The following is an 18,745-nucleotide window of genomic DNA, read 5'->3' as shown; positions in this document are numbered from 1 at the left end:
GCCGCCGACTCCGGACCCCACATGATCCGCCAACGACGAGTTCACGAACGTCCGGTTTCCTCGAGGGAGCGATGACCGACCATCCGGGGATCCGCGGGACCGGACTCGTCCTCGGAACGCTCGCGCTCGCCGTCTGCGCGAGCGGGGGCGTGACCGCGAGCAACGCCGTCGTCGGGCTCTCGGGATCGGGCGGGGAGATCACGGTGCCGACCTGGCTCTATCTCGCCTCCGGAGGCGGCGTCATCGGCGCGATGGCACTGCTCTCGATGCTCGTCACCGACCGGGTCGTCATCAAGGGCTACCACGACCGGACGGTGGACCTCCCCATCGACGCCCTCCGTCGGGTCGGCGACGCCGTCCTCGGCATCGTCGGGATCGCGGGGCTCGCGTTCGTCCTCGTCGTCGGCGTCGCGGGCCCGCAGACGGGGCTGGTCAGCGGCGCCGTCCTCCTGGTGTTCGTCGGCGCCCGCGCCGTCCTGACGATGATCGCCTACGCCGTCGGCGACCCCTGGCCCGCGATCAACCCCTGGCGGCGAGTCGCGGCGGCGCTGCCGACCCTCGGCCGATCGTACCCCGAGCGGGCGGGCCACTGGCCCGCCGTCGCCGCCCTGCTCGCCCTGATCTGGCTCGAGGTCGTCGCCCCGCTTAGCTCCTCGCCGCTGGCGCTCGCTGCCGCGGTCGCCGGCTACTCCCTGGTGACGGTCGCCGGCGGGGTCGTCTTCCCGACCGAGACCTGGTTTCGCCGGGCCGACCCGCTGTCGGTGTGGTTTCGCTGCTACGGCTCGGTCGCGCCGATACAGCGGACCGACGACGGGCTCGCCCTCCGGGCGCCGGGCGCCCGGCTCGGCGACGACGACGTGCTCGCGGAGCTTTCCGGGGTCGCGTTCGCCGTCCTCCTGGTCTGGGAGTTGACCTACAGCGGCTTCATCGTGACGCCGCCGGGCGCGCGAGCAGTCGAGGCGGCCGTGGGCCTCGGGCTCCCGGCCGAACTCGTTTACCTACTCCTCCTCGTGGGCGGTTTCGCCGCCTTCTGGGGGGCCTACTGGGCCGCCGCCGGGCTCACGCGCCGGCGCGCGGAGACCTTTCTCTCCCGGCGCTATCTCGCGGTCCGCTTCGGACCCGCGCTGCTGGCGATCGCCGCCGGCTACCACCTCGCTCATTACGCCGGGTTCGCGATCCAGCTCTGGCCCGCCTTTCTCGACTCCCTCCTGATGCCCCTCTCGCCGCCGGCGAACCCGACCCGATATGCGCTGCCGGGCTGGTTCGGTTACGTCGAGATCGCGGGCATCCTCTCGGGCCATGTGCTCGCGGTCTGGGTGGCTCACACGGTCTCCTTCGAGCTGTTCCCCGGCAAGCTCCAGGCGATCAGAAGCGAGTACCCCTTCGTTGCCCTCATGATCGCCTTCACCGTGGTGAGCCTCCTGCTCGTCTCCCTCCCCGAGACGGGCGCGCCGTACGTTCCGAGCTGATACTGCCGGCTGTAACCGTATGAGACGTCTCGGCTCCCGCCCGACCGAGAATCGCGAACGACGTACAGCTGGTCGTATGAGGACCGCCAGACCCATGCCCGCTCGCGCCCTCCCGCCGGTAGGATGGCGCCCTCGCTGGCGGACTCGACCGAGCGGCTGACCGACCACGAGTACGACGTTCACGGCGACGCCCTCCGCTGTCCGTACTGCGATCGGCCGTTTCCAAGCGAGCGGACCCGGACCTTCCACGTCGGCGTCCGCCACGGCGAGAGCTGTACCGAGGCCGAACGCGAGGCCTACGAGGCCGAACGCGACGACGAGGAGTACGAACTGTTCACGTTCCACCTCAAGGCCGCGGTCTCGGTGTTCCTGATCTACTTCCTGTTCGTGTTCCTCTACGCGCTGGTGTGGGCGGGGTAACGAACGGACGGGAAAACGGGGACGGCGCCGCTTAGATGTAGTCGATGCTCGGGGGCAGTTCGAGCTTGCGGCCCTTGCGCTCGCGGATCTCCATGATCGTCTCGGTCTGCAGGGAGTCGGCCATGACCTCGAAGCCGGCGTTTTCGGTGTTCCAGGAGGCCCGACCCTCGGTCGCAGACCGGATGTCGCTCGAGAAGCCGATCATCTCCTCGACGGGGGCAATCCCCTCGACGACCATGAGGTCGCCTTCCTGGTACATGTCGTCGACGCGGCCACGACGGCCCTGGATCTCGCCGCTGGCGGCGCCCATGTGGTCGTTGGGCACGTCGATGCGGACGTCCTGCATCGGCTCTAAGAGCATGATGTGGCCGTCGATCAGGGACTTGTGGACCGCCTCGCGGGTCGCGGGGATGACCTGTGCGGGTCCCCGATGGATCGTGTCCTCGTGGAGCTTCGCGTCGTGGAGACGGATCAGCGTCCCCTGGACCGGCTCTTGGGCCAGCGGGCCGTTGTCGAGGGCGTCCTCTAAGCCCTCGATGAACAGCTCCATCGTCTCGTTTAGGTGCTGGATCCCCTTCGTCTGGTCGAGGAGGATGTTCGTCCCGTGGATGTGCTCGACGTCCTGGGAGTCGTCCTTGCCCATGCCGGCGTCCTGGAGTGCCTCGCGGCGCTCCTGTTCGGGCATGTCCATCGAGGCCTCGCCGAGCTGGATCGCCTCGACGATCTCCTGGTCGAGGGGTTCGGCCGAGATGTAAAAGCGGTTGTGGCGGTTGGGGGAGATCCCCTCGACCGTGTCGCTTTCGCGCTGGACGGCCTCGCGGTAGACGACGATCGGTTCGCCGGTGTTGACGGGGATCCCCTGGTTCTTCTCGATGCGCTGGGTGATGACCTCGAGGTGGAGTTCGCCCTGGCCGCTGATGAGGTGTTCGCCGGTGTCCTCGTTGATCTCGATCTGGATCGTGGGGTCTTCTTTCGACACCTGGCGAAGGGTCTCGATCAGCTTCGGGAGGTCGTCCATCGTCTGGGCCTCGACGCTCTTCGTGATGACCGGCTCGGAGATGTGCTCGATCGACTCGAAGGGAGTCATCTCCACGCTGGAAACCGTCGAGCCGGCGATCGCGTCCCGGAGCCCGGTGACTGCGGCGATGTTGCCCGCGGGGACGCTCTCGACTTCCTCGCGTTCGCCGCCCATGTAGATGCCGACCGACTGGACGCGGTTCCGGCCCGCGGTGCCCGAGACGTACAGCTCCTGGCCCTTCTCGATGGTCCCCGAGAAGACCCGACCGGCCGCGATCTCGCCGGCGTGGGGGTCGATGCCGATGTCGGTGACCATCAGGACGACCTCGCCCTCGTCGTCGACCAGCCGCATCCCCTCCGCGAGTTCGCTCTCGTCGTCACCGCGCCAGACCCGCGGGATACGGCGGGGCTGGGCGTCGAGCGGGTTCGGGAAGTGCTCACAGACCATGTCGAGGACGACGTTCGAGAGCGGCGTCCGCTCGTGGAGCTCCTGGCGCTTGCCGGCTTGCTCCAGATCGATGATGTCGCCGAAGTCCATCCCGGTTCGCTGCATCGAGGGCATTGAGACGCCCCACTTGTAGAGCGCGGAGCCGAAGCCGACGGTGCCGCCCTCGACGCTGACGGTCCAGTCGTCGACGTCGTCCATGTCCTGGGTCATCCCCTCGATGAGCTCGTTGACGTCGGCGATGACGCTGAGGAGGCGTTCTTGCATCTCCTGGGGGCCCTCCTGAAGTTCGCTGATGAGGCGGTCGACCTTGTTGATGAAGAGGGTCGGCTTGACGCCCTCTCGGAGCGCCTGCCGGAGCACCGTCTCGGTCTGGGGCATCGCGCCCTCGACGGCGTCGACGACGACGAGCGCGCCGTCGACCGCCCGCATCGCGCGGGTGACGTCCCCGCCGAAGTCGACGTGGCCGGGGGTGTCGATCAGGTTGATGAGGTGATTTTTGCCCTCGTACTCGTGGGTCATCGAAACGTTCGCCGCGTCGATGGTGATCCCACGCTCTTGCTCGTCCTCTTTCGTGTCCATCGCGAGCTGCTCGCCGGCGGTGTCGTCGGAGATCATGCCTGCGCCAGCAAGCAGGTTGTCGGTCAGGGTGGTCTTGCCGTGGTCGACGTGAGCGGCGATGGCGATGTTCCGGATGTTCTCCGGCTCGTCCATGAGCCGTTCACACTCCTGTACGATCTTTTTGCGTCTGCCCATATGGGCCTCACTACCGCCAGCAGGGTCAAAAGGGTGCTGTTTCTCCCCCCGCGTGGGCACAAGAGCCATACCGCCCCGGTCCCTGCTACCGATACTGATGGATCTCCGCGTACGCGGGTCGGGACCCGCCGCGCCCTTCCTGGGCGCCCGCGACTTGCTCGAGACCGAACGCGACCTCGCCCTGCCCGTCGACGTCCGGATCAGAGAGGACCCCGACGAACGGACCTGGGTGGGCCACCATGACGACCGCCACGTCCTGAACATCTCCCGACAGGCCGCGGCCAGCGCGATGGCCCGCGAACTCGCCCTCCACGAGTTCGCCCACATGGCCCGCCACGAGGAGGCCCACCCCTCCCACACCCAGCCCATCGAGGAGGTACTCTACATGGCCCTGGCCGGCCGCCGGGTCGAACGCCGGAAACTCGTCCACTGCTACCAGATCGCAAACCACATGAAGGACATCTACGCCGACGACATCACCCTCACGGTGGGTCCCGGCGAGAAACTGCTCTCCTTTCTCGAATCCTCGCTCGCGGCCGCCGTCGCCGACCGGCCCACACCCGGTCCCGACGATAGCCGACTGATCTCTCCTAGCGCCGACCCCGAGATCACCGCCGTCAACGCCGCCTTCGCCCTCGCACTCGCCGAACGCCACGACCTCGCGGGCGAGGACCACCGCCTCTACGATCTCGCACACGCCGCCGAAAGCGACGCCCCCGAAGTCGATCTCGTGGGGTTTACCCGGCGCTTTCGGGACCTCGCGGCCGACCCCGACTCGAGTACCTACCGTCGGACGCTGCTCGAGGCGACCCGGTCGTACGTCGGGCGTGCGGAGTAAGAGCGGGCGGTCAGGTAGTGGGCTGCCAGATCCACACCACCACGTCCTCGCGGCCGTGGGGGCCTCGCCGTAAACCGGAGTGGTGTGTGACGACGCCCTCGCTACGCGAAGGACGCAAAAGCGGAGAAATCGAAGCGAAAACGGTTAGCGTGCGGCGGCCGCGACGCGCTCTTTCTCCTCTTTCTGGCTGATCGCGTACGTTCCGACGTCGTAGTTGGCCGCGCCAACGAGCTGGTTGGCGATGGCCTCCTCGGCGGAGGTCGGGGTCTTGAACGAGTCGTTCTGGACGCCCTGTGCGAGAAAGAGCAGCGCCTGGTCGACCCGGCGCTGGGGCGCGACGTCGACCGCCTTCGGGACCGAGATCCCGCCGTACTTCAGGCGGACGGTCTCCTCGCGGGGCGCGGCGTTCTCGACTGCGGTGACGAGCACCTGGATCGGGTTCTCGTCGGTCCGCTCGTGGACGATCTCGAAGGCCTCGCGGACGAGGTTGAGCGTCTGCTGTTTCTTGCCCGTGTTCTCTTCCGTCTGCATCAGCCGGTTGATGAACCGCTCGACGATCGAGATCTCGGACTTCTGGAACTGTTTGGAGGCGTGACGCCCCATCGTGTGGGCGACGGGCGTCACGGTGATGTAGCGTTCCGTCGATGGATCCTCGTACTCGATCTCGCCGATCTCCCAGGTGCCAAAGAGGTCGGCGGCGACGTCGGTGCCGCCGGCGGGCGCGTCGGGCTCGGGTTGGTCTGTCTCGGACATGTTATCTGACGGGTTTCTCCGCGTTGCCACGAACGAGTTCGAGCATCGCGACGCCGTTTACCTTGTCGACTTTGTAGTTGACTCCCGAGAGGTCGCCCATCGCACGGCCCTTCGCGCCGCCGATGCCGGCGATCGTGACCTCGTCGTGTTCGTCGATAAAGGAGATGGCGCCGTCGCCGGGACAGAAGGCGGTGACCTGTTTGCCGTTTTTGATCAACTGGACCCGGACGCACTTCCGGATCGCCGAGTTGGGCTGTTTGGCCTCGATGCCTACCTTTTCGAGGACGATACCGCGGGCCTGGGGGGCACCCTCGAGAGGGTCGGACTTCTCGCGGAGGCCCCGTGCACGGCGCGCGTACTCCGAGTCGGACCACCGCTGTTGCTGGCGGTCCTTCTTGAGCTTGCGCGCGGCGTACTTGCCGTTTGCCATAGTGTCCGTTGCTATCCGGCGGAGCCACTTAAACGGCCCGTTTGGCACCGGTGTCGGCGTTTCGGCGCCTACGCCAGCTGGACGTCGTCGATCCCGAAGTGGCGATCAGCGAGCGTCCGGGCGGCCTCGATCGTCTCGCCGTCGGCCCCGATGGCGACGCCGCGGTCCTCGCGTGCGACCTCAACGTAGGCGACGGTGTCGTCGTTCTCGCTTACCGTGACGTTGTACACCGCCGCCGGAGCCAGGGCGTTGGCGACGAACTCCTCGGCGGTCTCGGCGGATTCGATCAGCCGGACCTCTCGCCCGACGGCCTCCTCGAAGCGCTCGACGTGGCTCCCTTGCGGGCCGATCGCCTCGCCCATCTCCCCGCGGGTGACGACGATCAGCAACCGGTCGTCGCCCACGATGCAGTCCCGGCCGGTCGCACCGGTGACGTCCTCGAAGCGTGCGAGGTGTCGGCGGGCGTCGTCGCCGAGCGTGACCGCCATCAGCGCCCGGTCGATCCCATCCGGAGGTCGACGTCGCCGGTGCCGAGCTTGATCGGTTTCCCGACGATGACGTTCTCGGTGACGCCGTTCAGATCGTCGACCTCGCCGTGGATCGCCGCGTTCAGCAGGTGGTTGACGGTGACCTCGAACGCCGCACGCGCGAGCACGGAGTCCTTGCTTCCCGAGATGCCGTGACGGCCGATCGACTCGATCTCGCCACGATTGGTCATGATGTCCGCGACGAGCATCAGGTGACGGACGTTGACGTTCTCCAGACCCTGCTCTTTGAGCGTGTCGTTGGTCTCCTCGATGATCGTCTCGCGGGCGGCCTCGATGCCGAGGTTGCGGTGGATCTCGTGGATGTTGTTACAGGTCGACCGGGAGGCGTCGACGCCCTCGATCGAGAGCACGTCGCCGAACGCCGATCCCTCGGTGTAGAGGACGAACTCCTCGCCGTCGTCTACCTCCTCCCGGCGGATCACGACCCGGGAGACCTCCTCGATCCCCTTGAACGTGATCTCTCGAAGCTCCTCGACCAACTGCAGCAGATCGCGGTAGGAGGGCTCTTCGGGGCCGAACTCGACGGCCGCCCCGTTCTGGACGGTCTCGACGCCCAGCGAGTCCTCGATGATCTCGGCGACCTCCTCGGGCGTGATCATCCGCTCCTCTAAGGTGTCGCGGTTCAGCGATATCTGGACGCGCATGTCCGCGACGTTCGTCGAGACGTCCCCGAGCGCGAGGATCTTCGTCGCCTCGATCTTCCAGACGACCTCGTGGGCCTTCTCGCGTTCGGTCGCGTACTCGTCTTCCAGATAGACCGTCATCATCGGCGTATCCGGAGTCTTCCGGGCGTCGACGAGTTCGATCAGTCGCGGGAGGCCCTGGGTGACGTCGATCTCGGCCACGCCGGCGTAGTGGAACGTGTTCATCGTCAGCTGGGTCCCCGGCTCGCCGATCGACTGGGCCGAGACGGTGCCGACGGGATCGAGGGGATCGACCCGCGTGTCGAGATACCGGGCCTCGACCGCGCGCGCGATCTCGTCGGCCTCCTCGACGGTGACGTCCTCGCGGGACTCGACGGTCCCGTAGACCTCGTCTTTCAGCCGGCGGGGGAGATCGGTGTCCTCGACGACGGCGACGACGTCGTCGCTGACGTCGTAGCCGTTACCGGGTGCGCCCCCGGCGCCGACCGCCGAGCGCGACTCAGTCATCGGAGGTCACCTCCGTCCCCGGCCGGTCCATCCGACGGCTGTCGGCGTGCTCCGAGAGGTTCGTCGCCTCCGAACCCGCCTCGAGGAACTCGTGGCGTCCCTCGCCGTCGAACTCCGAGTCGAGGACGCGGTCGGTGATCGCGTCGACGTCGATCTCGTTGTCGTCGTCGTAGGAGACCAGCGTCGGCGAGGTACCGTCCTCGCCGAACTCGAACTGGACGATCGTGTCCGAGGTGTCCCGGACCGTGCCGTCGTACTGGGCCTCGAGCTCCGACAGCGCGTTGATCAGCCGGCGCTGGAGGTAGCCCGACTTCGACGTCCGGACCGCGGTGTCGACCAGCCCCTCGCGGCCGCCCATCGCGTGGAAGAAGAACTCCCGCGGGGAGAGCCCCGAGGTGTAGGAGTTCTCGACGAACCCGTGGGCTTCGGCCGAGAGGTCGTTGGGCTTGTAGTGGCTCAGGGTACGGTCCTCGTACCCCCGGTTGATCCGCTCGCCGCGCACTGCCTGCTGGCCGACGCAGCCGGCCATCTGGGTCAGGTTGAGCATCCCGCCGCGGGCACCCGACTCGGCCATCACGACCGCCGGGTTGTCGTCCTCGAAGTGCTCCTCGGCGATGTCGCCGGCGTTCTCGCGGACCCGCGAGAGGGTCTGCATGATCTTCATCTCGAGGGTCTCGTCGATCGTCCGCCCGGGCAGGCTCTCCAACTCGCCGGCCTCGTAGGCCGCGATCAGGTCGCCGACCTGGTCGTAGGCGTCGGCGACGGTCTCGTCGATCCGGGCTTCGGCTTCGTCCGGGATCGTCTCGTCGTCGATCCCGATCGAGAACCCGAAGTGCATGATCGCCCGCATCGCCAGCGTCGAGACCTCGTTGATGAAGATCCGCGAGCGGGTGTTGCCGTACTGTTTCGTGATGGTGTCGACGATCTCGCCGCCGAACTCGCCGACGCCCTCGGAGTCGATCGTCCCCGAGGCGTGCTGGCCGTCCTCGATGACGACCGTGTCGCCGGACTCGCTCGTGAACTCGAGGTCGAGCCCGTCGGGCAGGAGCTCCGAGAAGATCGTCCGGCCGGTCCAGTAGGGTTCGCCGTCCTCGTCCGTGCCGCTCGGTTCGGGTGGCTCGTCGATCCGGGTCGCCCGCAGCAGGTCGAGGACCTGGGTCTCGTTGAAGCTGGGGTTCTCGTGGGTCAGCAGATAGGTCCCCGAGATGTGGTCCTGGATCGCGCCGATAATGTTGCCACCGAAGCGGGGGCTGAGGATCTGCTCTTGGACCCGCATCAGCACGCGGGCCTCCGCACGGGCCTCCTCGTTCTGGAGGGCGTGCATGTTCATCTCGTCGCCGTCGAAGTCGGCGTTGTACGGCGGGCAGACAACGGTATTCAGCCGGAACGTCTTGTACGGCATCACGACGACCTCGTGGGCCATGATGGACATCCGGTGGAGCGACGGCTGGCGGTTGAAGATCACGATGTCGCCGTCGGTGAGGTGGCGGTTGACCTCCCAGCCGGCATCGACCTTTTCGGCCAACTCCTCGCAGTTCTTCTCGGTCACCTTCAGCCGGCGGCCGTCCGGCCGTCGGACGTAGTTCGCGCCGGGGTGGCCCTCGGGACCGTTGGTGACGTACCGGCGGGCCTCGGGGACGTTTCGCTCGGTGACGTTCATCGTCTGGGTCATCTCGCTTGCGACCCGTTCGGGGACGCCGACTTCGTTTAGACTAAGGGTCGGGTCCGGACTGATCACCGTACGAGCGGAGAAGTTCACGCGCTTTCCGGACAGCGAGCCACGGAAGCGCCCCTCCTTGCCCTTCAGGCGCTGGGAGAGCGTCTTGAGCGGCCGGCCGGAACGGTGTCGGGCCGGCGGCGTCCCGCTGATCTCGTTGTCCATGAACGTCGTCACGTGGTACTGCAGCAGTTCCCAGAGGTCCTCGATGATGAGCTGGGGAGCACCTGCCTCCCGGTTCTCCATGAACCGCTGGTTGATCCGGATGATGTCGACCAGCTTGTGGGTGAGGTCGTCCTCGGATCGCTGGCCGTTGTCGAGCGTGATCGAGGGCCGTGCGGTCACGGGCGGTACCGGGAGCACGGTCAGGATCATCCACTCCGGCCGGGATCGTTCGGCGTTGATCCCCAACACTTCGATGTCCTCGTCGGGAATGTTCTCGAACCAGTCCCGGATGTCGCTCGGCATCAGCTTGTTCGTGTCCTCGTCGGTGAGGTCGATGTCCAGAGCCTTCTCGATGGCCTTGCGCTGGCTCTCGCGCGGGCGGAACGACCCCGAAAGGATCTCGTTGATCCGCGAGAGCTCGATCTCGGTCTCGGCGGCGAGCTCGTCGGGCGTCGTCCGCTCGACGCCCGCCTCCTCGTCGCCCTGCATCGCGCCCGCGATGCGCTGGGAGAACTCGCTCGTGAGGACCTGCTGGACCTCGTAGTAGGTCGTCGGCTTCTCGTGGTCGATGTCGTACTGGACCTCGCCACAGAACGGACAGCGGTCCTTCTTTCTGGCCTGGCGGATCGCGGCCTTCGTCACGTCGTTGAGGTCGCGGCCGAGCTTTCTCGACTGGTCTAGGTCGCCGAGGAACTCCTCGCGTTCGTCCTCGGTGAGAAGCAGGCGCGAACACTCCCGGCACGTGCCTCGCAGAAGCCGGCGGATCAGCTTCGTGAAGCCGACGTGGATGACGGGCGCGGCGAGTTCGATGTGGCCGAAGTGGCCGTTACACGACCCCGAATGCTTCCCGCAGGTCTTACACTCCAGGCCGGGGTCGATGACGCCCAGCCGAGGATCCATCAGCCCCATGTCGATGGGGAAGCCGTCGTCGTCGTAGGTGTCGGCCGTGATGATCTTCGTCGCCGACATCTCCCGGTACTCCTCGGGCTCCATCAGCCCGAAGTCGATCGATCCGATGTCCTTCGGTGTGCTGTGTTGCATCATGGTAGGTTAGACCGCGTCCTCGAGTTCGAGCCGGGGTGCGATGCCGAGGGCCTTCATCTCGTCTAGGAGGAGCTTGAACGCGTAGCTCATCTCGATCCGGTGGATGTCGGTTTCCTCCTCGCAGTTCGGACAGTAGACCCGCCGTTGCTCGACGTTCTCGACCGCCGCCATCCCGCAGTTCCCACAGACGTGGATCTCCTCGCGGTCGGACTCGTCGAGCAGTCGCTCTTTCAGCGTCATCGCCGCGCCGTGGCCGATGAAGACGTCGCGCTCCATCTCCCCGATCCGGAGGCCGCCCTCGCGGGCCCGGCCCTCGGTGGGCTGGCGCGTAAGCACCTGGACCGGCCCCCGCGAGCGGGCGTGGAGCTTGTTCGAGACCATGTGGTAGAGCTTCTGGTAGAAGATCACGCCGACGAAGATCTCGGCCTCGATCTTCTCGCCGCTGACCCCGGAGTACATCGTCTCCTTGCCCGCCGAATCGAAGCCGTTGTCCTCGAGACCTTTCCGGAGTTCGTCCTCGTCCTCGCCGAGGAACGGGGTGCCGTCGACGCGACGACCCTCCATCGCGCCGAGTTTCCCGCCGATCATCTCGAGGATGTGGCCGACGGTCATCCGGGAGGGCAGCGCGTGGGGATTGAGCACGAGATCCGGTACCACACCTTCCTCGGTAAACGGCATGTCCTCCTGGGGCGCGAGGTGGCCGATGACGCCCTTCTGGCCGTGGCGGCTGGCGAACTTGTCCCCGAGTTCGGGGACGCGCTCGTCGCGTACGGAGACCTTCGAGAGCTTCGAGCCGTCCTCGCCCTCCATCAGCGTCACGGTGTCGACGACGCCCGACTCGCCCGACCGCATCGTCACGCTCGTCTCGCGGCGCTTTTGTGGGCTGAGGCCGCCCATGTCGTCGGGCTCCTCCAGGAACCGTGGCGGGGAGGTCTTGCCCAACAGGACCGAGTTCTCGTCGACGGTCGTCTCGGGGTTGACGAGGCCGTCCTCGTCGAGATGGGTGTACGCTTCCTCGCCGCGGGCGCCCCGGACGTCCTGGGAGGGGATCTCGAAGCGGTCCTCCTGGCCGCCCGGATACCGGCGTTCCTCGCCCTCGTAGGTCCGGAAGAAGTGCGACCGCGCGAGCGCGCGTTCGACGCTGGCCTTGTTCATCACCAGCGCGTCCTCGATGTTGAACCCCTCGTAGGACATGACGGCGACGACGAAGTTCTGGGCCGCGGGCCGGTCGTCGAAGCCGATCTGTTCGGTCGTCTGCGTTTTGACCATCGACAGCTGCGGGTAGTGAAGGAGGTGCTGGCGCGTGTCCGGCCGGATCCGGTAGTTCGCCGAAGGCAGTCCAAGCGACTGCTTGACCATCCCCGCCCCCATCGTAATTCGGGGGGAGGCGTTGTGTTCGGGGTAGGGAATCATCCCGGCACCGATCCCGAAGATCAGTTGGGGATCGATCTCGAGATGGGTGTGATCGTCCTCTAGATCGTCCTCGTCGACGGCGACGTAGATGTCCTCTTCCTCCTCGGCGTCGATGAACTCGATATATCCCTGTTCGACGAGTTCCTCGAACTCCATGTCGCCGTTGCGGACCGCCTCGATCTCGGCGCTGGTGATCCGGGGTTCGCCGTTCTCGACGACCAGCAGCGGGCGGCGCGCCCGACCGGCGTCGGCATTGACGATGACCTCCCGGGTCCGTTCTTTGACCGAGACGTTCACCATGTCGCTTATCTCGCCGACCCGACGCGACTCGCGGATCTGGTCCGCCAGTTCCTCCGGGTCCGGATGGGTCCCCACCAGCGACCCGTTGACGTACACCTTCGCCTCTCGTTGTTGTTGGCTTGCCATGTCAGTCGTCCGCCGGCGTCCGGGCGGTGTTCTCGAGTCCGGGGATCCCCTCGACCCCCATCGACGCCAGTTCTCGTTTGAGTTCCTGTTCGTCCTCGACGTTCTGTGAGAGCTCCATCGCCTGCGCGAAGTTCTTCACCAGCCCACAGTTGGGCCCTTCCGGTGTCTCGGAGGGGCAGATCCGGCCCCACTGGGTCGCGTGGAGGTCACGCGCCTCGAAGTGGGGCTGGCTGCGCGAGAGGGGCGACCGCAGCCGCCGCAGGTGGCTGAGGACTCCCATGAAGTCGGTCCGGTCGACCAGCTGCGAGACCCCCGAGCGCCCGCCGACCCAGTTGCCCGTCGCGATCGGATGCTCCAGACGTTCGGTCAGCACGTCCGAGCGGACCACCGTCGACACCGAGAGGTTCCGGTTTCGCATGTTCGCCCGCTCTAACTGGTACTTCACGTCCCGCGAGAGTTTGTTGAGCGCCGTCCGGAACAGGTCTTTCATCAGGTCGCCGCTCACCTTCAGACGCTTGTTGGCGTAGTGGTCCTTGTCGTCGGACTCCCGCCGCCCGAGCGCGAGCTCGAAACAGGCCTCGGCCATCCGACAGAGGTAGTGAGCCTTGTTGATCCGGACGTCCTCCTCGTCGACGCCCTCCTCGTGGAGGTGGGGAAGGAGATACCGGTCGATGACGTAGTTCGCGCGCTTGAGCTGGTAGTTCTTCCCCTGGCCCGAGGCGACCCGCTTGCCGAGGGTCTCGATGGCCTCCTCCTCGGTCTGGACCTCGGCCATCTCTAAGTTCTCGAGCATGTACTTGACGATCTCGGGGTCGTTCGAGACCTTATGGACGATCTCCTCGTCGCTCTCGAGTCCGAGCGCCCGCACGAGGGTCACGAAGTCGACCGAGCCCGACACCGAGGGGAACGAGACCTCGAGCAGGCCGTCGCGGGTGCGCTCACAGAGCACGAGCGCACGATACCCCCGGCGCTGGGAGAAGGTCTTTGCGACCTGGATCTCGTCGCCGTACTTGCTGTCGTACTCCGCGAGGATCTTGTTCGGCGCCAAGTCCTCGCTGGTCATCAGCACGCGCTCGGAGCCGTTGACGATGAAGTAGCCGCCGGGGTCGGCGGGGTCCTCGCCGATGTCGATCAGCTCCTCGTCCGAAAAGCCCGCGATGTTGCACTTCTCGGAGCCGACCATTATCGGCATCCGGCCGATCTTCGTCTCCGTCGAGTCGACGACCCGCTCTTCTTCCTCCTCGCCGCCCTTGACGATCGACATCTCCATGAAGACGGGCGCCGAGTAGGTGATGTTCCGGAGGCGGGCCTCCTGGGGGTAGAGCAGTTCCTCGCTGCCGTCGGCCTCCCGCACGCGGGGCGTGACGATCCGGACGTCGCCGAGTTCGACGTAGACGGGCTCCTCGCCCTCCTTGTCGCCGATGTCGGTGTCGATCGTCTCCTTCTCGTCGACGACCCGCTGCATGCCCCGGTTCAGGAAGGCGTTGAACGAGCGGTAGTGGTGTTCGGCGAGTCGTTCCCGCGAGAAGTACTCTCGAGAGATGTCGCGCCGGGCGCCCTGATCGACGTCGTAGTCGCCGTCGGCCGCCATCTCAGTCCACCACCAGTCGGTAGACGACCGCCTGATCGGCCGTCCGGGAGTCCCGCACGATCTTGACGACGTCTCCCATCTCGGCCTCGTCGGGAAGCGCCGGGTCCGTGCGTTTTATCTTCGGCAGGTCGGTGCGATCGATGTCGTACTCCTCGAGGACGTCCTCTAGGATCTCCTCGTCGAGGACGGTGTGCTCGGGGACGAGTTCGTGTTGGCTTACGTCTACCATGTATGGGTGTCACCGCGGTGGATGCTGGTCTCGGCTACCGGGGGAGAAGGTGCTGTCACGGGATACTACAGCAGCATACCGTCGGCAGGCATTTAACGGTTACTAACTGACTCGGCTGCGGTGCTATCCGACCGGCGATCCCGGTCGGGGATCGGGCACGTCCCACCTACGCCGTTCGGGCATATATCCCTTTGGGCACTGACGGACGAAGCGAGTCCACGCGCGGATCCGGATGGGCGCCCCGCCGTACCACACCGGCGTCGATTGGAAAGCCTTAATACTCGGACACCGATACCTGAAACTGCGAGCCCGGATGGTGTAGTGGCCCATCATACAACCCTGTCACGGTTGTGACGCGGGTTCAAATCCCGCTCCGGGCGTGTTTTTCGCGACAAATTGACGAGAGCGCGTAGCGTGTGTTGCCGCTCCGTAAGTGGAAAAACTCCCCACGGAGGGGCCTGGACGACGAAACCGAGCGAAGCGAGGTTCGAGTGGTTCGGACCCCATACCCGCGTTGTCTCCCGTAACCACCCCTCGACGGCGACCGGAGCCGATCGTTGATATACGATGAGGCGACAGGCACGTCATGAACTCGAAGGACGTCGGCGACGCGACCGAAGCAGCGGTCATCTCGAGGCTGATCTCGGCCGGATACAGCGTGTCGATTCCGTTCGACGACAACGACGGTTATGACCTAATCGTCGACGACGGCACGGACCTCCACCGCCTACAGTGCAAGACGGCGTGGTGGAACAAAGAGCGGACCATCCGCTTTAACACCCACTCACAAACGACCGACGACGGAGAGTACCGCGAGAGGACCTATCGCGACGAGATCGACGCTTTCCTCGTTCGGCATCCGGACGGCGACCGATTCTACTGGGTCGACGTCGGGGCTGCGACCGAAGGGAAGATGGAACTCCGACACGACGCCGCTATCGACCACCCCTCGATCAACTGGGCCGACGAGTACGAGTTCGACGGCACGATCCCGTAACCCAGTCGCCCCCCGATGAGAGCGCCCGGCCGGCGTTGAGTTCCGGGATCGTCCGCGAATCGGCGAAGGCGCGGGCGACGCGCTCGTACTGGTCGGCCGTCGCCCGGCCACGGAGGGGCTCGGTGCGCTCGACGAGATCGGGGTGGGCGGCGACCGCGAACAGGTCGGAGTCGACGAGGGCGAGGAGTTTCTCGAAGTAGTCGTCGACCACGGCATCGAGTTCGGAGGCGGGTCGACCCCGAAACCGGGCGGGCCGCTGGACGTTCTCGCCGCCGACGGCGTGGACGCTGCCGATGGCGTACTCGAAGCCGGCTTCGTCGAGAAAAGCCGCGATCCGCTCCTCGTCGCGGGGGTCGTAATCCATCTCGACGGCGTCGAACACCCGGAGGTCGGCCTCCGCACGGATCGACTCGATCGCCCGCCGGCGGCGCTCGTAGGTTCGATCGAGGGTGAACCCCCAGCGCGCGCGAGCCTCGCGGGGCCCTCTCGAGTGGAGACGGCACAGTGGTCGGCGATCCCGACGCCCTCGAGGCCGGCTTCCGCCGCGGCCTCGACCATGTGAGGGAGAAAGCGACCGTCGGAGTAGTTCGAGTGGACGTGGGCGTCGAACACGCCCGGGGCGAGGGAGGCAGGTCGCTTAGGGGTTGGGACGGTCCTAAACAGTTTGGAGGCAGGGTTAACTCTCCGCCGACCCGACCGTCGGTCGGCGACCCCGGTCCGCGCGGACCGACGCCACCTCTTTCCCCACCCCCCTGACGCTCTACTCCCACTCGAGCCAGTCGTGTTCCCAGCCGGTCCGCGACTCGGCGCGCCGGCGGGCGTGTTCGTCGTCCTCGCGGGCCGTCCGGTCTCGTTCGATCGCCCCCGACTGTTCGCCTGAAACCAGCAGCGGCGACAGCGAGATCCGCGCTTCCCCTTCCTCGGACCCCTCGGGGTCGAAGTCTGGACCGTCGACCCGCTCGATGCGCTGGGAGCCACGACCGGGTCCCTTCGGGTAGACGAGTCGGCCGTCGTCGGCGAGTTGCTCTACGAGCGCCCCCGGAGGATCGACCGTCGCGGCCTCGACCAGGATCCGGTCGAACGGGGCGTACTCGGGGAGTCCCCGGGCGCCGTCCCGACAGTCGACGAGGACCTCGCCGTAGCCCGCCCGCCCGAGGTTCTCGCGGGCCTCGTACACCACCGGTCGAGCGATCTCGACGGCGTGGACGTTGCGCGCGCCCGCGAGTTCGGCGGCGAGCGCGACCGTGTAGCCGACGCCGGCGCCGACGACGAGCACCGAATCTCCGGGTCGGGGATCGAGTTCCCGAAGGAGGCGGGCGGCGTCGCTGGGCGAGAGCACGCGGGTCCCGAGTCGGTCGTGCTCGCGGTCGGCGTAGGCGGTTCGCTCGTCGGGGACGAACGCCTCGCGGGGGACCTCCCGCATCGCGACGGCGACGCGTTCCCCCTCGAGGACGGCCTTGGCCTCGTGCTCGAGGCCGTCGACCATGTCCTCGCGCAGTACCGCGGGGTCCATGAGCGAGCTATCGCGCCGACGCTAATCAATGCCGCGTTCGGGGTCCCCTATCCCCGCATCCTGACGAAGCGCACGCCGCCGTGTTCGGTCCGCTCGACCGCACCATCCTCCCCTTTCCGGAGTTCGACGAGCGTCTGGGCACCGCTCCCGACCGGCGCGAGCAGCCGGCCGCCGGGCCGGAGCTGGGAGACCAACGCGCCGGGCACCTCGGGGGCACCACACGTGAGGTAGACCGCGTCGAAGGGAGCCCGCTCGGGCCACCCCTCCCGGCCGTCGCCGACCCGAACGTCGATCGCGCCGTAGCCGGCGTCGGCGAGGGTCTCGCGGGCCTCGCTCGCGAGGGCCTCGCTGTACTCGACGCTCGCGACGTGTTCGGCGCCGACGATCTCGGCCGTGATCGCGGCGTGGTAGCCACAGCCGGTGCCGATCTCAAGGACGGACTCGCCCGGGGAGAGTTCGAGGAGGTCGGCCATGATCGCGACCATGTGGGGCGCGCTGATCGTCTGGTCGTCCCCGATCGGGAGCGGGCGATCGACGTACGCCCGGTCGCGCCGGGCGGGCGGGACGAACTCGTGGCGGGGAACCCTTCGAAGGGCCTCCACTACTCGATCGTCATCGATCCGGCCGGCGAGCCCGTCGACCAGCCGGTCCCGTTCGTGCTCGTAGTCGGGCATGGTCGGACCGGTTACCAGGCCGACCAGGCGCTGCTCGTGTCGTCGTAGGCGTACACCCGCTTTGCGTCCTTGGCGGCGACCGCGTCGCCGTCCTGTTCGAACCGCGTCGTCCAGTAGCCGGTCGCATCCTCGCGGACGACGATCGCGTCGACGGTGAACTCGTCGTCGCCGAACCCCTCGCTCTCCCCGACAGTAAAGTCGTAGTCGCCCGGCACGTGGACCGTCACGCTCCGGCTGTCGTCGCGGCTCCCGTCCTGGGGGTGGACCGTGACGTCGACGGAGACGTTGTCTATCTCGCGGCTCCAGACCGTCTCGACGTCCTCCGCGACTGCAGAGTCGAAGCGTTTCTCGCCTTCGCCCTCGAGGCTCGTCACCCGCACGGTCGAGAGCACCTCCTCGGTCTCGACGAGGAACTCGTCGCCGACCTCGATGGTCTCCTCGGCGGGCGTCGTCACGTTCGCGCTGAAGGACTCGCCGTCCTGGGAGACGATCACGTCGAGGCTCCGCTCGCGGGTGCGTTCGGGCTGGATTTTGTGGACGTGGCTGCAGTCGCTACAGCGGACCGTGAGATCGCCGCCGCCCGAGGAGAGGACCTCGTGGACGGTCTCGGCGTCGGGCGAACAGGCGGGGCAGGCCGCCGGAAGCCGGTCCGGCGTCTCGCTCGCTGTCGGTGTCATACCCTCGATACAGGCTACGGCCCTAAAAGCCGATTGGGAGCCCCGCCGGCCGGAAAGCCGGAGTCGCCCGGGTCAGGGCCCGCCGCGCTCGGCGGGCGCGTACAGCGTTTCGCCGCCGACGTTCCTCTGGTCGGCGGGGATCGCCGGCCCGTCGCCTCCCAGGGTCGTAAAGCGAAACTCCGCGCCGACCGCCCGGGCGACGTCGCGGGCGGGCCGGTGGAGTTCGGGGGGCAGGTTGAGCGCGTAGAGCAGGTCCGCACCCTCGTACACCGAGCGCGTGGGGGAGACGACGTCGTCGATCACGAACTCGACCACCTCGGGGACTTCCCTGGGATGGACGTCGGTCGCGACGACGGCCGTTCCCCGCTCTGCAAGCGCGTTCGCGACGTCGGTCCGGCGGCCGATCCCGACCTCGACGACGCGCTCGCGGGCCAGGCGGTCTACGATCGCCTCGTTCTCTCCGCGTGACACG

Annotated in this window: 17 protein-coding genes, 1 tRNA gene and 1 pseudogene; 5 read left to right on the top strand and 14 right to left on the bottom strand. The window is 67.1% G+C overall.

The window, feature by feature from the left end; translation table 11 throughout:
- Positions 1 to 71: 71 nt before the first annotated feature.
- Complete coding sequence (locus LCF40_RS00695; protein WP_224826997.1) at positions 72 to 1,469, top strand: hypothetical protein; 1,398 nt, start codon at positions 72 to 74, stop codon at positions 1,467 to 1,469.
- Positions 1,470 to 1,592: 123 nt separating this feature from the next.
- Complete coding sequence (locus LCF40_RS00690) at positions 1,593 to 1,889, top strand: DUF7410 domain-containing protein (RefSeq protein ID WP_114578120.1); 297 nt, start codon at positions 1,593 to 1,595, stop codon at positions 1,887 to 1,889.
- Positions 1,890 to 1,920: 31 nt separating this feature from the next.
- On the opposite strand, the gene LCF40_RS00685 is transcribed toward LCF40_RS00690, so the two are convergent.
- Positions 1,921 to 4,107, bottom strand: a complete 2,187-nt coding sequence (locus tag LCF40_RS00685) for an elongation factor EF-2 (RefSeq protein ID WP_114578121.1) — start codon at positions 4,105 to 4,107, stop codon at positions 1,921 to 1,923.
- 97 nt (positions 4,108 to 4,204) lie between these two features.
- On the opposite strand from LCF40_RS00685, the gene LCF40_RS00680 reads away from it, so the two are divergent.
- Complete coding sequence (locus tag LCF40_RS00680; RefSeq protein ID WP_224826996.1) at positions 4,205 to 4,945, top strand: DUF5781 family protein; 741 nt, start codon at positions 4,205 to 4,207, stop codon at positions 4,943 to 4,945.
- Between the two features lie 144 nt (positions 4,946 to 5,089).
- Here LCF40_RS00680 and LCF40_RS00675 read toward each other — a convergent pair whose 3' ends face one another.
- From LCF40_RS00675 to LCF40_RS00640, 8 genes are all read right to left on the bottom strand, one after another.
- Positions 5,090 to 5,698 carry a 30S ribosomal protein S7 gene (locus LCF40_RS00675; RefSeq protein WP_114578123.1) on the bottom strand — a complete coding sequence of 203 codons (609 nt, stop codon included), beginning with the start codon at positions 5,696 to 5,698 and terminating at the stop codon, positions 5,090 to 5,092.
- A gap of 1 nt (position 5,699) precedes the next feature.
- On the bottom strand, positions 5,700 to 6,128 hold the full coding sequence (locus tag LCF40_RS00670; protein WP_114578124.1) for a 30S ribosomal protein S12: 429 nt from the start codon (positions 6,126 to 6,128) through the stop codon (positions 5,700 to 5,702).
- Positions 6,129 to 6,196: 68 nt separating this feature from the next.
- Complete coding sequence (locus LCF40_RS00665; RefSeq protein WP_114578125.1) at positions 6,197 to 6,616, bottom strand: NusA-like transcription termination signal-binding factor; 420 nt, start codon at positions 6,614 to 6,616, stop codon at positions 6,197 to 6,199.
- A complete protein-coding gene (gene rpoA2, locus LCF40_RS00660) occupies positions 6,616 to 7,827 on the bottom strand; it encodes a DNA-directed RNA polymerase subunit A'' (RefSeq protein ID WP_224826995.1) in 1,212 nt (403 codons plus the stop codon). Before rpoA2 ends, LCF40_RS00665 begins: the two co-directional genes overlap by 1 nt.
- Positions 7,820 to 10,750 carry a DNA-directed RNA polymerase subunit A' gene (locus tag LCF40_RS00655; protein WP_114578127.1) on the bottom strand — a complete coding sequence of 977 codons (2,931 nt, stop codon included), beginning with the start codon at positions 10,748 to 10,750 and terminating at the stop codon, positions 7,820 to 7,822. Before LCF40_RS00655 ends, rpoA2 begins: the two co-directional genes overlap by 8 nt.
- A 9-nt stretch (positions 10,751 to 10,759) precedes the next feature.
- On the bottom strand, positions 10,760 to 12,592 hold the full coding sequence (gene rpoB / locus LCF40_RS00650; protein WP_114578128.1) for a DNA-directed RNA polymerase subunit B: 1,833 nt from the start codon (positions 12,590 to 12,592) through the stop codon (positions 10,760 to 10,762).
- Between the two features lies 1 nt (position 12,593).
- On the bottom strand, positions 12,594 to 14,183 hold the full coding sequence (locus tag LCF40_RS00645) for a DNA-directed RNA polymerase subunit B'' (protein WP_224826994.1): 1,590 nt from the start codon (positions 14,181 to 14,183) through the stop codon (positions 12,594 to 12,596).
- Position 14,184: 1 nt separating this feature from the next.
- Positions 14,185 to 14,412, bottom strand: a complete 228-nt coding sequence (locus tag LCF40_RS00640; RefSeq protein ID WP_114578130.1) for a DNA-directed RNA polymerase subunit H — start codon at positions 14,410 to 14,412, stop codon at positions 14,185 to 14,187.
- 307 nt (positions 14,413 to 14,719) lie between these two features.
- Between LCF40_RS00640 and LCF40_RS00635 the strand changes: the two genes are divergently transcribed.
- Together LCF40_RS00635 and LCF40_RS00630 are read left to right on the top strand one after the other, a co-directional pair.
- Positions 14,720 to 14,792, top strand: a tRNA-Asp gene (locus tag LCF40_RS00635).
- 206 nt (positions 14,793 to 14,998) lie between these two features.
- Positions 14,999 to 15,409, top strand: a complete 411-nt coding sequence (locus tag LCF40_RS00630) for a group I intron-associated PD-(D/E)XK endonuclease (RefSeq protein ID WP_224826993.1) — start codon at positions 14,999 to 15,001, stop codon at positions 15,407 to 15,409.
- A 16-nt stretch (positions 15,410 to 15,425) separates the two neighbouring features.
- On the opposite strand, the pseudogene LCF40_RS00625 reads toward LCF40_RS00630, so the two are convergent.
- The 5 genes and pseudogenes from LCF40_RS00625 to LCF40_RS00605 all read right to left on the bottom strand — a co-directional run.
- Positions 15,426 to 16,021: pseudogene (locus tag LCF40_RS00625) on the bottom strand (PHP domain-containing protein); the annotation flags it as partial.
- 148 nt (positions 16,022 to 16,169) lie between these two features.
- A complete protein-coding gene (locus LCF40_RS00620; protein ID WP_114578132.1) occupies positions 16,170 to 16,922 on the bottom strand; it encodes a protein-L-isoaspartate O-methyltransferase family protein in 753 nt (250 codons plus the stop codon).
- A 47-nt stretch (positions 16,923 to 16,969) separates the two neighbouring features.
- Positions 16,970 to 17,596 (bottom strand): protein-L-isoaspartate(D-aspartate) O-methyltransferase, encoded by a 627-nt coding sequence (locus LCF40_RS00615; protein WP_224826992.1) that lies wholly within the window; start codon positions 17,594 to 17,596, stop codon positions 16,970 to 16,972.
- An 11-nt stretch (positions 17,597 to 17,607) separates the two neighbouring features.
- Entirely contained in the window at positions 17,608 to 18,273 is a 666-nt protein-coding gene (locus tag LCF40_RS00610) for an HVO_0476 family zinc finger protein (RefSeq protein WP_114578134.1), read from the bottom strand.
- A gap of 72 nt (positions 18,274 to 18,345) precedes the next feature.
- Positions 18,346 to 18,744 carry a UPF0146 family protein gene (locus tag LCF40_RS00605; RefSeq protein WP_224826991.1) on the bottom strand — a complete coding sequence of 133 codons (399 nt, stop codon included), beginning with the start codon at positions 18,742 to 18,744 and terminating at the stop codon, positions 18,346 to 18,348.
- Between the last annotated feature and the right edge of the window lies 1 nt (position 18,745).

Source organism: Saliphagus infecundisoli (genome assembly GCF_020177375.1).
Taxonomy (GTDB): Archaea; Halobacteriota; Halobacteria; order Halobacteriales; family Natrialbaceae; genus Saliphagus; species Saliphagus infecundisoli.
Note: the sequence above shows the minus strand (reverse complement) of the source record. Positions and strands in the feature narration are given on the sequence as shown.

Excerpts from the sequence above, each read along its gene's own strand:
- LCF40_RS00645 (WP_224826994.1), bottom strand. The coding sequence starts at position 14,183 with ATGGCGGCCGACGGCGACTACGACGTCGATCAGGGCGCCCGGCGCGAC.
- LCF40_RS00675 (WP_114578123.1), bottom strand. The coding sequence starts at position 5,698 with ATGTCCGAGACAGACCAACCCGAGCCCGACGCGCCCGCCGGCGGCACC.
- LCF40_RS00670 (WP_114578124.1), bottom strand. The coding sequence starts at position 6,128 with ATGGCAAACGGCAAGTACGCCGCGCGCAAGCTCAAGAAGGACCGCCAG.
- rpoA2 (WP_224826995.1), bottom strand. The coding sequence starts at position 7,827 with ATGACTGAGTCGCGCTCGGCGGTCGGCGCCGGGGGCGCACCCGGTAAC.
- LCF40_RS00615 (WP_224826992.1), bottom strand. The coding sequence starts at position 17,596 with ATGCCCGACTACGAGCACGAACGGGACCGGCTGGTCGACGGGCTCGCC.
- LCF40_RS00655 (WP_114578127.1), bottom strand. The coding sequence starts at position 10,750 with ATGCAACACAGCACACCGAAGGACATCGGATCGATCGACTTCGGGCTG.
- LCF40_RS00695 (WP_224826997.1), top strand. The coding sequence starts at position 72 with ATGACCGACCATCCGGGGATCCGCGGGACCGGACTCGTCCTCGGAACG.
- LCF40_RS00630 (WP_224826993.1), top strand. The coding sequence starts at position 14,999 with ATGAACTCGAAGGACGTCGGCGACGCGACCGAAGCAGCGGTCATCTCG.
- LCF40_RS00690 (WP_114578120.1), top strand. The coding sequence starts at position 1,593 with ATGGCGCCCTCGCTGGCGGACTCGACCGAGCGGCTGACCGACCACGAG.
- LCF40_RS00620 (WP_114578132.1), bottom strand. The coding sequence starts at position 16,922 with ATGGACCCCGCGGTACTGCGCGAGGACATGGTCGACGGCCTCGAGCAC.
- LCF40_RS00610 (WP_114578134.1), bottom strand. The coding sequence starts at position 18,273 with ATGACACCGACAGCGAGCGAGACGCCGGACCGGCTTCCGGCGGCCTGC.
- rpoB (WP_114578128.1), bottom strand. The coding sequence starts at position 12,592 with ATGGCAAGCCAACAACAACGAGAGGCGAAGGTGTACGTCAACGGGTCG.
- LCF40_RS00640 (WP_114578130.1), bottom strand. The coding sequence starts at position 14,412 with ATGGTAGACGTAAGCCAACACGAACTCGTCCCCGAGCACACCGTCCTC.
- LCF40_RS00685 (WP_114578121.1), bottom strand. The coding sequence starts at position 4,107 with ATGGGCAGACGCAAAAAGATCGTACAGGAGTGTGAACGGCTCATGGAC.
- LCF40_RS00665 (WP_114578125.1), bottom strand. The coding sequence starts at position 6,616 with ATGGCGGTCACGCTCGGCGACGACGCCCGCCGACACCTCGCACGCTTC.
- LCF40_RS00680 (WP_224826996.1), top strand. The coding sequence starts at position 4,205 with ATGGATCTCCGCGTACGCGGGTCGGGACCCGCCGCGCCCTTCCTGGGC.